Source organism: uncultured Virgibacillus sp., assembly GCF_947495635.1.
Lineage (GTDB): Bacteria > Bacillota > Bacilli > Bacillales > Amphibacillaceae > Virgibacillus > Virgibacillus salarius.
Genome location: NZ_CANMAB010000031.1, coordinates 1 through 13,217, shown reverse-complemented (window position 1 = coordinate 13,217; position 13,217 = coordinate 1). Strand labels below are relative to the sequence as shown.

Genomic DNA, 13,217 nt, shown 5'->3' with positions numbered 1-13,217 from the left:
TTCTTTAACCTGTATAATACTACAAATTAAATCGTTTAATTAACATATTTAATTCATCAGCTAAATCCGCTAGTTGGTCAGCGTTAGCGGCAACTTCTTCCATTGAACTACTGGTTTGTTGAGTCGAAGCAGAAGTTTGCTCCACACCAGCTGCTGATTCCTGTGAAATAGCTGCAATTTCACTTACTGAACCATTCATTTCTTTACTACTTTCAGCAATTCCTACTAAGTGATTTTTCACTGCTCTAATTTGTTCGGTCATATGTTTAACAGAGGTATAGATCGTATTAAATGTTTCTTCGGTCGACTCCATTTGACCTGTTCCCTCTTCTACTTCTCGATAACTTGTTTGTAGGGTAGTTACTACAAATTGTGACTCTGATTGAATATCTCCCACGGCATTTGTTATTTCATCTAACGACGAGGAAACCTGTTCTGCAAGCTTTCGAACTTCGTCCGCTACGACAGAAAAACCTTGGCCATGTTCACCTGCTCTTGCTGCTTCAATTGCTGCATTCAATGCAAGTAGATTTGTTTGCTCTGCTATGTCACTAATTACTGTTACTAAATTAGATATTTGCTGCGACTTAGTATCCAATCCTTCTACTCGCTGGACAGCATCCTTCACAATTTGATCAACTTTCCTAACTTGGTCCTTTGTAGATACCATAGTAACCTGTCCAGCTTCCGTTTGATCTAATATTTCAATAGAAGCATTCTGAATCATTTCGCTACTCGTATTTACTTCCTGAATACTTCGATCAAAATCATGCATCATACTTGCCAAGTTTCCTGCATGACTAGCTTGTCCTTCCGAACCTGATGCTAATTCCTGCATAGTTACAGCAACTTGCTCTGTACCTTGTTGAACTTCATTAGCCGCCTGTGTTAATGCTTCACTTTGGTCATTTACTTTTGAAGAAACTTGTTTCACTTTAGATAGGAGTTCCTTTAAATTAGCATTCATGGTATTAGCTGCATTGGTCAGTTGCCCAATTTCATCTTTTGTTTTAACCACCAACGGTTCATGGTTAAGCTTTCCTTCGGCAATAATATTCATTCGCTGCTTAACTAATTGCAATGGCCTCGTAATTGAATTTGATGTAATTAATGCAATCAAGGCTCCTAGTATAATGACTACTGCAGTAACCACTATACCAATTATAAGTAAGGAATTGCCTGTTTCAATCATCGACTCTCCCATGCTATTGATAGTTCTTTCTTTATCTGCTGCTAAATCCTTAAATCCACTTATCAAATCATTTGCAAGTGGCTGCACCTGGCTCGTCATAATGAGCATTGCTTTTTCTTTGTCTCCACTATCATACTCCTTAAAAACTTTATCCGTTAGATGGCCCCACTCAATTTTTTTATCCATTAAAGATTTTACTTGCTTTGAATCTGCGTGATCCAACACAAAATTCTCAAGCTTGATTGTTTCTTCCACTGTATCCTTAAAGTTCTGTTTGTATTTATCTTCACCATATAACAAATATCCGCGGATTTGACTTGTCCGTTCAGCCATATTTATAGCCAGCTGTTCATCTGCCACTAATAGCTGCATTTCTTCTTTTATTATCTCTTTTGTGTTTGCATTGCTCTGTTTCATACCAATAAAATTTGTAATGCCTAGCAATAGTACCAATATGATGATGACAGAAAACGCAACGAACAACTTCATTTTTATGCTCTTAAATGTCAATACTTTTTTCAATTCTGTTCCTCCTGATTTACAAAACTAGTTGTTTTTATTCCGATCAATGTTCTGTGTATCAATTTCATAATTCGGTAATATAAGAACTTCAACTCGTCTATTTTTCGCGCGATTTTTCTCGCTTGAATTAGGTACAGCTGGTTGATGCGGTCCATACCCTTTAGCGCTAAATTTAGTTGGATCTAGTTTTTCATTTTTTAATAATAAATGCATGAAATTGACAGCTCGAGTCACACTTAATTCCCAGTTTGAAGTAAATTCGGCATAATTAATTGGGCGATCATCCGTATGACCACTAACTACCACTTGATGGGGCGGGTCCGTATAAAGAAACTCTGATACTTCCTCCGCAATTTGCTTACCATTCGTCGAAACCTCAGCACTCCCAGAATCAAATGATATATCGTTTAATATAGATATTAACAATCCTTCATCTGTCAGTTTTGTGTCTAATTTATCATGGAGCCCTTTTTCAGCAATATATTTATTCATTTGATTCTGTACTTCTTGTAAATCCTTTAGTTCCTGTTCATTTGGTGTTAATTGTTTCTCTTCTTCTTTGTTGTCCTCATCAACTTTATTTGGGAGTTCAATAGAATGATTACTCTCCTCTAAGATACCTTGTCCTCCAGAAAACTCATTTTGAAACACACGTGATAATTCTTTGTATTTTTGTGTATCAACCTCACTCATTGCAAATAATACGATGAATAGAGCAAGCAATAATGTTAATAAATCGGAATAGGGAAGTAACCATGATTCATCAATATGATGTTGTTTTCGCTGTCTATTTCTACGCATCTGTCTCATCCTTTTTTAAGGAAGCAAATTCCTTCGTTGACAAATACGAGCCTAGTTTATCTTGTACAACCATTGCAGAATTACCAACTGTAATAGATAACATTCCTTCCAGCATGATCTCCTTTATTTGCACTTCTTTTTTCGATTTTTCTCTAAGCTTATTTGCAAAAGGATGCCAAAGTACATATCCTGAAAAAATACCTAACAAAGTGGCAATAAACGCAGCGGATATAGCATGTCCAAGCACATCCATATTCTGCATATCACCTAATGCAGCTATCAACCCAATTACTGCCCCTAACACACCTAAGGTCGGCGCATATGTACCTGCTTGAGAGAAAACAGCAACTCCCTCCTGATGTCTGTCTTCCATAGCATTAATTTTCTCTAGCATAACTTCTCGAATAAACTCAGGAGACTGTCCATCTACTACAAACTGTAAGCCAGACTGTAAAAAAGGATCATCAATTTCCTTTAGCTGCTTTTCTAATGACAATAGACCTTCTTTTCTCGTTTGATCAGCTAATTGTGTAAACATCTCAACTACTTCTCTATGATTATATTGTTGTTTATCCGAAAAAATAATTTTCACTAAAGCTGGAATCTTTTTAAGTGTACTCATTGGAAAAGCAATACAAACAGATGCAGCAGTACCTATAAAAATAATTAATATAGCCGCTGGATTAACGAGTGCAACCAGATCAACTCCTTTTAATACCATTCCTACGCCAACTGCAATAATTCCTAAAAAGATTCCTATAATAGATGTTTTGTCCACATTTAATCCTCCTGTTCAAATTACATAACTTTCCATCAAAAAAGCTATCCTGATAACGAATAGCCAAAAAACCTCTTTTATTTATAGTTGTGAACACCTCACCTAGCTGATGTAGGAAAAGTGTCACTTCTATATAAGAAGAAACAAATAAAAGAAAATACTTGGCAACCAGGCGATCATAGATAGAATCCTTAGACCCTAGGCTTTGCGTCCTCCCCTTTCGAAAAGTTTGCCCTTATCAACCATGTCATGTTCATTTTTGTATACCATTGTTATCGGCAGGATTTTTAAAATGATAAAGATAAAATTGGAAATATGTGCTTTTTTATAAGTCTATATATCTATTGCATATGTGTAAAAACTGTTAATAATTTCTTATGTCTCTTTAATTCTAGGCATTTTTACCGATAATAATGACGTACAATTATTAACAACAAATTGAAATAAAGACAGGAGTGAAAAATATGACCTTTGCCAATGCTGAAAAATTAGCAGAAACAAATATTCATCCATTATTACAATCTTTTGTCACCGTTGGACCATTTTTACAAAGCTTAATAAATGATGATATAACAATTGGAATTTATGATACAGAAAAGTTAGTGATCAACTTTCCAGCGGAAACATTCTCGCTTAATGTAAATCCTGGTGACCCTTTAGTAGAAGGGGATATTGTTACAAATGCTATTTTAGAGAATAAAAATCAAGCAGCCATTGTCCCTGCAGAACTATTCGGCGTAAACCTAATTGCTCGAGCTATTCCTCTACACGACGAAGAAGGAAATGTTATTGGTGGTGTAGGAGTAGGCCTAAGTGTTGAAAAAGCAAATCAGCTATCGGAAGTTGCAACAAATTTATCTGCCGTGTTTGATGATGTGACTAATACGATTCAAGATATGGCTGAGTCCATTACCGGGCTTGCCAGTAACATGTCCTTTATTTCAGAAAAAGCTACAGAAGTCACAAATCGCGTTGATACCATTGAAAAAGTATCAAATGTTGTCAAGGGGATAGCCGATCAAAGTAATTTATTAGGGCTTAATGCAGCAATTGAATCAGCGAGAGCTGGGGAACACGGAAGAGGATTTTCTGTTGTAGCAGATGAAATTAGAAATATGGCAGCTAATTCAAAAAACCAGGTAACAGAAATACACACCATTACGGATAATATTAAGGAAGTAATATCTAATCTCGATACCTATATTCAGGATGCCAACTTAGAATCAGACAGTCAATCGGCAGCGATCGAAGAGCTAACTGCCACAATGCAGGAAATAAATGGGAACATACACACATTGGCACAATTAGCGAAAGAGAACATTCAACTAAAAAATTAAACAAGGAGTGATACAAATGGATTTCAAAAAATTAAACAGTCAATACATTAACGGAACATGGCGTGAGGGTTCATCAACCACAATAATGGAGAATAAAAATCCATATAACGGAGAAATTATTGCTACTTACAAAGCTGCAACTACAGATGATTTGAATCAGGCTTATCAAGCTTCAGCCTCCGTACAAAAACAGTGGGCAAATACTAATCCAACTACACAGCGAGAAGTGTTTGAAAAGGCTGTACATTTCATTGAAAGCAACCATGAATCGATTGTATCCATTATTATTGAAGAAATTGGTGGAACCCGACTAAAGGCTGAATTCGAAATCGGGCTCGTAACAAATATAATAAAAGAGGCTTCCACTTTTCCATTTCGTATGGATGGAAAAATATTAACTTCACCAATTGATCATAAGGAAAATAGAGTGTATCGTGTACCTGTTGGAGTAGTTGGTGTAATTAGTCCATTTAATTTTCCATTCTTTCTCTCCATGAAATCAGTAGCTACAGCATTAGCATCTGGTAATGGCGTCGTATTGAAACCACATGAGCATACAGCGATTACTGGTGGAACAATGATTGCCAAAATTTTTGAAGACGCTGGATTACCAAAGGGATTATTAAATGTCATTACTACGGAAATTGCTGAAATTGGCGATTATTTTGTGGAACATCCAATTCCACGAGCTATTTCTTTTACTGGATCTACAAAAGTTGGAAAACATATCGGTGCAGTGGCTGGAAAAAACTTAAAGGAAGCTCATTTAGAGTTAGGTGGTAACAGTGCTCTTGTTGTTCTTGACGACGCTGATATGGATTTAGCAGTAAGTGCTGCAGTTTTTAGTCGTTTCACCCATCAAGGACAAATTTGTATGTCTGCAAATCGCTTAATTGTTCATGAAGACGTGTATGACGAATTTGTAGAAAAATATCAAGCAAAAGTATCAACATTAACTTGCGGCGACCCAAGTGATCCAACTACAATTATTGGACCACTTATCAATGAGCAACAAGTGAAAAATACCGTGAATTTGATTGAAAAAGGAATTGAGGAAGGTGCAACGCCGATTGTCCACGGAGGAGTTAAAGGAAATGTTGTGGAACCAGTAGTATTTACAGATGTTACACCAGACATGACATTAGCAAATGAGGAGCTATTTGCTCCAGTCATATCGATAATGAAAGTTTCCAGTGATGAAGAGGTTATTGCTTATGCCAATAAAAGTGATTATGGATTAAGTGGAGCCATTCACACAAGAGATGTGGAACGAGGAGCAGAGCTCGCAAAGCAAATGGATACTGGTATGATCCATATTAATGATGGTACGATTAACGACGAACCAAATGTTGCCTTCGGTGGTGTGAAAAATTCTGGACTTGGCCGATTAAATGGAGAGTGGAGCTTAGATGCCTTCACAACATTTAAATGGATTAGTATACAACATAAAGCACGACAATATCCTTATAGTTAATGGATTGACTTCCGAAGGGGCTGCCTTAAAAGCAGCCCTTTTTTGAATACAAGAATTAATAAAATTGGTTTTACTTATTAGATCAAGAAACCGACCCTATAACCGTTTGCTAGTTAAAAACCTATTGTCTAAAAGTGATAAATCGATCAGTTGTAATGAATTTATATGGACTGGGATTATTTTATTTCTTAACTACATTTTAAATATGTAGTAATTTGTCGATATAAAAAGAAATACATGATTAAACATTCCCCCTAATATAAGGGAATGTAACAACGACCTATACGGAGGTATAACCATGACTCACCCTTACTTAAAAATAGGAAATCGTAAAATTGGTAAAGATTTCAAACCTATAGTTATTGCAGAAATTGGTATTAATCATGAAGGGAATATAGATATTGCAAAAAAAATGGTAGATGCTGCTTATAATGTGGGTGCCGAAATAATTAAACATCAAACGCACGTGGTTACTGATGAAATGAGTAAAGAAGCTAAAAACGTCATACCAGGAAATACAGACGTTTCCATTTATGAGGTGATGGAGCGATGTGCCTTAAATGAAGCAGATGAACGTGAGCTAAAGAGCTATGTTGAAAGTAAAGGAATGATCTTCCTCAGTACTCCATTTTCACGAGCCGCAGCTAATCGATTAGAAGCAATGGATGTTCAAGCTTACAAAATTGGATCAGGAGAATGTAATAATTATCCATTAATTGAGCACATTTGTTCCTTTGGCAAACCCATGATTGTTTCTACAGGAATGAATAATATTGACAGTATAAAGAAAACCGTATCTATTCTAGAAAGAAACAATATACCATACGCTCTATTGCATTGCACAAACTTATATCCAACTCCTCCTGAACTTGTAAGACTTGGAGGTATGGAGCAATTGGAAAAGGAATTCCCTAATGCTATTATCGGACTTTCCGATCATACTACTAATAATAATGCTTGTTTAGCAGCTAGCGCATTAGGTGCCTCTATTTTAGAAAGACACTTTACAGATCGTATGTCTAGAAAAGGACCTGATATTGTTTGTTCCATGGATCCAGATCAACTAGGCGAATTGATAGAAGGAACTTCACAAATATTTAAAATGCGGGGAGGAGACAAAAAACCTGCAGATGAAGAAAAAGTAACAATTGATTTTGCCTTTGCAACAGTTGTTACTACCAAAGAACTAAAATCTGGTAATACGCTCACAAAAGACAATATTTGGGTTAAAAGACCAGGTACAGGAGATATAAAAGCGGAACATTACAAAGATATCCTTGGGAAAACCGTTAATCGAGATATAGATATAGATGAGCACTTGTCATGGAGTGATATAAACTGATGGAAATGAGTAAAAAAAAGAAAATACTTTTCATTACAGGTACTCGAGCAGACTACGGGAAAATTAAATCTTTAATGAATGAAGTTGAAAAAAGTGATTCCTTTGAATTATACGTGTTTGTTACTGGTATGCATATGTTAGAGAAATATGGTTCAACATGGAAGGAAATAGAAAAAGACGGATTTAAGAATATGTACCTGTACATTAACCAGAACGATAGATCACACATGGATATTACACTAAGCAATACGATTTCCGGAATTAGTAACTACGTACAAGAAAATAAACCTGATCTAATTATCATACATGGTGATAGACTAGAAGCATTAGCTGGAGCTATAGTCGGAGCCTTTAATAATATTCGTGTTGCACACATTGAAGGTGGAGAAGTCTCAGGAACTATCGATGAATCAATTCGGCATGCGATAACCAAATTCTCTCATATTCACTTAGTAAGTAATGAAGAAGCGAGAAGAAGAATATTACAGTTAGGTGAAAAAGAAGAAACTATACATATTATTGGTTCACCTGATATTGACATAATGCTTTCTGATGATTTACCGTCATTGGCAATGGTTAAAGATAGATATGATATTAATTTTGGGGCATATGCTATCGTAATGTATCATCCAGTAACAACAGAATTAGATAAATTATCTTGCCACGTTAACAACCTGGTAGATTCACTGATTGAATCAAATCAGAATTTTATTGTAATTTATCCAAATAATGATGAAGGCAACCATATTATTATTAAAGAATATAATAGATTTAAAGAGATTGATAATATTAAAGTCTACCCTTCCATGCGATTTGAATATTTCTTAACATTACTTAAACATGCACAGTTTATAATTGGAAATTCAAGTGCTGGGATTAGAGAAGCTAGTATTTATGGCATACCATCGATAAATATAGGAAACAGACAGCAGGGAAGGTATGACCCTACTAAATTTCAAGATATCATCATTAGTATTGAGGAAGAAAAGCAACAAATTGGAAATGCCATATCTTCCATTAAACATCCAACTAGTAGAAATTTAAATTTTGGTGACGGTACTAGTCATAAGAAATTTATTAACCTACTAGAGGATGAAAGTATATGGAATATTCCCATACAAAAAAAATTTATAGATACCAATTTAGTGGGTGTAACAAATGTATAAAGGAAAACAAATTTTAGCTATAATACCAGCAAGAGGTGGTTCTAAAGGTATCCCACGGAAGAATATCATACCGATTCACAATAAACCATTAATACAATATACAATTGATGAAGCCCTGTTATCAAACTATTTAGATGAAATAATCGTATCTACTGATGATAAAGAAATAGCGCAAATTTCCATCAATCTTGGCGCTAACGTTCCATATCTAAGACCAGAAAAATTAGCGCAAGATCATTCAAGAACCATTGATACAGTTATGCATGTTGTGGAAAAACAAAAAGAACGTGGATATAATTACGACTATGTAGTCGTTTTACAACCAACACAACCACTACGAAAACATTGGCATATAGATGAGGCTATTGAAAGTGTTATTAATAATAACCATGAAAGTCTTGTTAGTGTTACGAAAGTTAAAGAGCACCCAATTTTAATGAGAACTATAAACAAGAACAATAAATTAGAAAATATCATAAACAAGACGAGTACATTAAGAAGGCAGGACTTTCCTGAGGTGTATAAAGTAAATGGAGCAATTTATATAAATAATACTGCTACACTTCACAGCAATACTAGCTTAAATGATAACAAATATTCATATATCATGGAAGAAAAATTCGATTTGGATATAGACGATTTAAAAGATGTAGAACTTTTCTATGATTTATATCATGAAAGATAACTGAAATACTCCCAAGTAGATAGCTGATACTAATCTGTCTGCTTGGGAGTATTTAGAGCTACCATTATATTGCTGTAGCATGTTACAATTTGTTCTATGAATAAAATTAACTATAAAATTCCCTTTCTCTCTAGCCAATTCTTTAGATCACAATAAAAAGAATCATTTTGCTTTTTAAGTTGTTCATTTTTATAGGCATATTCGTTTGATAATGTAGTTAGTGTTTTCAACGTATTGTTAAGCTTGCTTAACAATACTTCTTCAAACCCTCTCTCGTTTACATTCACTAATCTATCTTCTAAAGATAACTCACGGTATAAATCATTTATCTTTTTATAACTACTTAGTGCTATAGTTGGTATATTATGGGCAATAGCACAGACATTACTATGAAACCTCATTCCTAATATACATTTACATTGTTGATATAATCCAAAAATATAACTTTCTGAGCCTCTCCCTGTTAAATATGGAGCAACTTTCACTCTTGTTCTTCTATGTTTATCATTCAAGTAATTAAGTAGATCAGAAATAGCGGTTAGATCGCTATATATATGTGGAATTAAAATTATTTGATACAATTTATTGTTTTCTAGAAATGTATCTAATACAGTTGAAAATCCATTGATGAATTCTTTATAGGTAATATTTTTATTAAATCGAATAGATTCCATATCACGTGCAATATTGATTCCAATTGACTGATAATTACATTGTAACTCAGGAAAGTCATACGTATCAGTAGTCATAAAAAAAGCTCCATCAGCTATCCGATATATTTTATCGTTATACTTCGTTCCGTATAACGATTGTAATGTTTGATAGGAGCCATCATTTCTAACAGACACTAAATAATTATCAGAGCTTGTTACGTTAGATAAAAATTCATCAAATTTATAAATAGCATTTTCACTTGCACCCTTAGCAATATCACATCCCAAGCCAAAAAACAATATTGGTGTACTAATTTTCAATAATGTTTCTTTGCTTATATTTATAGTCGTTCCTGTAAATGAATAATCCCATTTAAGTTCAAAAAAATTCCCTCCACCAATGATTACCAAATGATATTCATTACAAAGTTCAATAAACGCATTACTGTTAAAGTCTCGTAAGTTCCATGATTGATAGAATTCCCTCATCTCAATTTCTTTAAAATTCAGTTTCTTGGGAAATAGGATTTTTTCTAGTTTATTTCTCAATCCATTATGATTTGCATTATCTCCAATATTCCCATTAAAACTAGCAATATGTAATATGTTAATCGTATTCATCTCGTTACCTCTTCTAGTTACCATATTTCAATTAATTTATCTTTGATGAAATTAATTGCCTATCTATTTGTTCATTAATTAGTTGTTCCAACTCTACACCTGCACTCCTACAATTCTGAATAAACCTAGTAAACAGTTCAACAATATGATTTGCTTTTTTAATTGGATCAGCTTCCATAACGATATGATTCATTTCATTAATTAGAAAATCCACATGAACTCGTACATAAGGAACAACAAATTTTCTATAGTACATATTTTCGTTTAAATTAGAATAAAGATAATCAAATTCTCCAAAAGCTTTTTCCAAGTTAATTCTATTTTTTAAAGCAATATTTTTATTTAATTTTCGAATCAATTTGTTTATGTTTTCAATAATATTGTAAAATTGGTGCATGTAATTTTCTAAACTATTTAATTTATCCGACAATACACTTTGATCATAAGAATTTGCTGTTTCCCACCATTTTTCTTTGATTATTGAATGAGTTAAAACTTCTTCAATCACTTGTTCAATAGGACAAAAAGGAACTCCTTTAATCTCAGCTCCTCCTTTTGTTGTATTTATAAAGGTATTGCCTTTATAATGTGTTACAATTTGCTCAATACTTTCTCTCATGTTATTAAACGTAATATTTGATTTAATTTCATTACCATACACATCTTTAATCGGAACTCCCTTTTTTATAATCTCTTTATTAAATCCATTCTTCAAGTGTGTATAGCCAATTCCTTTAGCATATATTTCATCATCCTTATATGCCAAATTCTGTCCTGCAAAAATTATTGGATCACAGCCTATTTCTGACAATAACTGTACCATTAATACCGCAATAGACGTTGCATCATTAATACAATCATTTGCATTAATTTGCGAACCTAAAAAATATTGAGATACATTATCTACTGTTGTTATAAAGTGTACCTTTGGTCCAGTAAATCTCTCCAACGTTTCAAATCCAACACTGGATCCATAAATTAGCGGAATATCATGTAAACCACTATCATTTAACCGTTCAAAGACTTTATAATTGTTATCGCTAGGCGCATACGTACAAACTGCATCCGGTATAACATCATACTCAAGTAAACTATTTATGGCAGATCCAACGGAAAAAATATTTGCTAATTCATTTTTTTTAATGTATCTTATAAATTCCATATCTTCCACTAATGATGGACCAGCAGAAATAATCATTGCCGGTTTCCTCTTAAATTGCTCAAGCTTGATATCTTTCATCATATTAGGAGTAGTTAACACAGATTTAAAGTTATGTACACTATTTATTGTCCATCTTTTTTGGAATTTCTCATTTGTATGTAATCTCGAACGACGATTAGTAATTACTTTTTTAACATTAGATCGAAATTGTATCATTTTTTCCTTAAAAAGATTTTCATAACTTGGTAGAGTGATAATATAAATGTTTTGATTACTAGAGACAAATTCCTTTAAATAACTCATTGCTTCCTTTTCATAGGTATCAATATAAAGTTGTAATGTTTTTTTGGTTATTAGCTGATTAAGTTTCCTTTGTTGTGTCAATTCAAAAAATACTTCGGGGCAAGGTTCATAGATCGAATACGTATTGCTAGGATACATTTCCTTAAACTTTTCAATATGATATCCTAGCCCAACACCATAGAAAAATACATGTGTATCTTCCATAATACTCTCGCTATGTGCAGTTATAATTCGCTCTGCTTCACGAATTGGATCATATAAACTATGAATCATCAACGGATTGCCTTCAGTCGTTTGGTATCGAATTGTTTTAGCTCCTGTTTTTGATTCAAGGATGGTTAGTCGATTCAATTCTATCTTGTTCTCATGCTCTAAAAAATAGTTTCGAATTTCAGGGAATCGCGCTCTTAGCAATACTATGTTGTCAATTAGCATTTTTGCATAACTCCCTATCTTCTAGTGACTTTTCTAAATTATTCTCTAGCGATTCATAGGCAGGAACGACTTCATAAGATAATATATCTGAAATTAGCACCGTATCCTTTGTTTCAATTCCCTCCATCAGTGCTTTGAAGCCTTGTTCACAAGTTGAAACACTCTCCTCAATATTTTCCCAATAAGCTGGTTTTATTTTGGATGCTTTTGTGAACATGTTAAACTGCAAGATCCATTGCATCCCTTCAGCTAACTGATCAATCCCTTCCCATGTCTGCTTCGTAAACGTATGGTAGCTAGCATCAATTAGCTCTTTTAGTGCTGGTATTGCACGTTTTAGATAATCATTAATAGAATCCATCGTTTCCCAAATCATCTCCTGCTTACTATGGGTTACAATTTCCACTTGAAGAATCTCTTGAAGATGTTTTGATATATATGCTTCATGCTCCTCATAAACCTCTTGATTATCTATAACTAAATGACTGAATACTGTGTTTTCTTGTTGGATAAGTTCATTTACTTTTTCATAAATGAAATGAATTGCAGAAGTGTCATTTTCTACCGTATAGGACGTTTGTTTATGTAGTAATTTCATATGAAATCCTCCTATCTAATTACACTTTTATTATCGGCAAATAACGAAGAAAATTAAATAATAGAGATAAGAAAAACTGAGCAAAATTCGCTCAGTCCTTATCACTAAATGCTCAGATTTACGCTTTCTCTAGTAGCTATTATGGAAT

11 protein-coding genes and 1 riboswitch are annotated in these 13,217 nt (G+C 33.7%); of the genes, 5 read left to right on the top strand and 6 right to left on the bottom strand.

The genetic code is table 11. The features are described from left to right. Window positions 1–19 precede the first annotated feature (19 nt). The 3 genes from Q1A47_RS09000 to motA are packed head-to-tail and all read right to left on the bottom strand — an operon-like array spanning window position 20 to window position 3,293. Window positions 20–1,714 carry a methyl-accepting chemotaxis protein gene (locus Q1A47_RS09000; protein WP_026679936.1) on the bottom strand — a complete coding sequence of 565 codons (1,695 nt, stop codon included), beginning with the start codon at window positions 1,712–1,714 and terminating at the stop codon, window positions 20–22. A 24-nt stretch (window positions 1,715–1,738) separates the two neighbouring features. Continuing rightward, entirely contained in the window at window positions 1,739–2,515 is a 777-nt protein-coding gene (gene motB, locus Q1A47_RS08995) for a flagellar motor protein MotB (protein WP_026679937.1), read from the bottom strand. Continuing rightward, a complete protein-coding gene (gene motA / locus Q1A47_RS08990) occupies window positions 2,508–3,293 on the bottom strand; it encodes a flagellar motor stator protein MotA (RefSeq protein ID WP_026679938.1) in 786 nt (261 codons plus the stop codon). Before motA ends, motB begins: the two co-directional genes overlap by 8 nt. Window positions 3,294–3,453: 160 nt before the next feature. After that, window positions 3,454–3,537: riboswitch (cyclic di-GMP riboswitch) on the bottom strand. Window positions 3,538–3,757: 220 nt separating this feature from the next. On the opposite strand from motA, the gene Q1A47_RS08985 reads away from it, so the two are divergent. From Q1A47_RS08985 to Q1A47_RS08965, 5 genes are all read left to right on the top strand, one after another. After that, window positions 3,758–4,630, top strand: a complete 873-nt coding sequence (locus Q1A47_RS08985) for a methyl-accepting chemotaxis protein (protein WP_166530594.1) — start codon at window positions 3,758–3,760, stop codon at window positions 4,628–4,630. 16 nt (window positions 4,631–4,646) lie between these two features. Then, on the top strand, window positions 4,647–6,104 hold the full coding sequence (locus Q1A47_RS08980) for an aldehyde dehydrogenase family protein (RefSeq protein ID WP_121605692.1): 1,458 nt from the start codon (window positions 4,647–4,649) through the stop codon (window positions 6,102–6,104). A gap of 298 nt (window positions 6,105–6,402) precedes the next feature. Then, on the top strand, window positions 6,403–7,446 hold the full coding sequence (locus tag Q1A47_RS08975; protein ID WP_166530595.1) for an N-acetylneuraminate synthase family protein: 1,044 nt from the start codon (window positions 6,403–6,405) through the stop codon (window positions 7,444–7,446). 5 nt (window positions 7,447–7,451) lie between these two features. Next, entirely contained in the window at window positions 7,452–8,612 is a 1,161-nt protein-coding gene (neuC, locus tag Q1A47_RS08970; RefSeq protein WP_026679942.1) for a UDP-N-acetylglucosamine 2-epimerase, read from the top strand. Next, window positions 8,605–9,297: a cytidylyltransferase domain-containing protein gene (locus Q1A47_RS08965; protein WP_121605693.1), complete on the top strand. Its 693-nt coding sequence runs from the start codon at window positions 8,605–8,607 to the stop codon at window positions 9,295–9,297. The genes neuC and Q1A47_RS08965 overlap by 8 nt, the downstream gene beginning before the upstream one ends. Before the next feature lie 110 nt (window positions 9,298–9,407). On the opposite strand, the gene Q1A47_RS08960 is transcribed toward Q1A47_RS08965, so the two are convergent. From Q1A47_RS08960 to Q1A47_RS08950, 3 genes are read right to left on the bottom strand one after another with little or no spacing between them, the layout of a single operon-like run. Continuing rightward, window positions 9,408–10,571: a polysaccharide pyruvyl transferase family protein gene (locus tag Q1A47_RS08960; RefSeq protein WP_162986485.1), complete on the bottom strand. Its 1,164-nt coding sequence runs from the start codon at window positions 10,569–10,571 to the stop codon at window positions 9,408–9,410. 31 nt (window positions 10,572–10,602) lie between these two features. Then, a complete protein-coding gene (locus Q1A47_RS08955) occupies window positions 10,603–12,471 on the bottom strand; it encodes a motility associated factor glycosyltransferase family protein (RefSeq protein ID WP_166530596.1) in 1,869 nt (622 codons plus the stop codon). Continuing rightward, window positions 12,461–13,069, bottom strand: coding sequence for a hypothetical protein (locus Q1A47_RS08950; RefSeq protein WP_026679945.1), 609 nt, complete (start codon window positions 13,067–13,069; stop codon window positions 12,461–12,463). The genes Q1A47_RS08955 and Q1A47_RS08950 overlap by 11 nt, the downstream gene beginning before the upstream one ends. Window positions 13,070–13,217: the final 148 nt, after the last annotated feature.

What these genes read in the sequence shown, in the direction of transcription:
- Q1A47_RS08950 (WP_026679945.1), bottom strand. Translation starts at nt 13,069, where the DNA reads ATGAAATTACTACATAAACAAACGTCCTATACGGTAGAAAATGACACT.
- Q1A47_RS08955 (WP_166530596.1), bottom strand. Translation starts at nt 12,471, where the DNA reads ATGCTAATTGACAACATAGTATTGCTAAGAGCGCGATTCCCTGAAATT.
- Q1A47_RS08960 (WP_162986485.1), bottom strand. Translation starts at nt 10,571, where the DNA reads ATGAATACGATTAACATATTACATATTGCTAGTTTTAATGGGAATATT.
- Q1A47_RS08975 (WP_166530595.1), top strand. Translation starts at nt 6,403, where the DNA reads ATGACTCACCCTTACTTAAAAATAGGAAATCGTAAAATTGGTAAAGAT.
- Q1A47_RS08980 (WP_121605692.1), top strand. Translation starts at nt 4,647, where the DNA reads ATGGATTTCAAAAAATTAAACAGTCAATACATTAACGGAACATGGCGT.
- motB (WP_026679937.1), bottom strand. Translation starts at nt 2,515, where the DNA reads ATGCGTAGAAATAGACAGCGAAAACAACATCATATTGATGAATCATGG.
- Q1A47_RS08965 (WP_121605693.1), top strand. Translation starts at nt 8,605, where the DNA reads ATGTATAAAGGAAAACAAATTTTAGCTATAATACCAGCAAGAGGTGGT.
- neuC (WP_026679942.1), top strand. Translation starts at nt 7,452, where the DNA reads ATGAGTAAAAAAAAGAAAATACTTTTCATTACAGGTACTCGAGCAGAC.
- Q1A47_RS08985 (WP_166530594.1), top strand. Translation starts at nt 3,758, where the DNA reads ATGACCTTTGCCAATGCTGAAAAATTAGCAGAAACAAATATTCATCCA.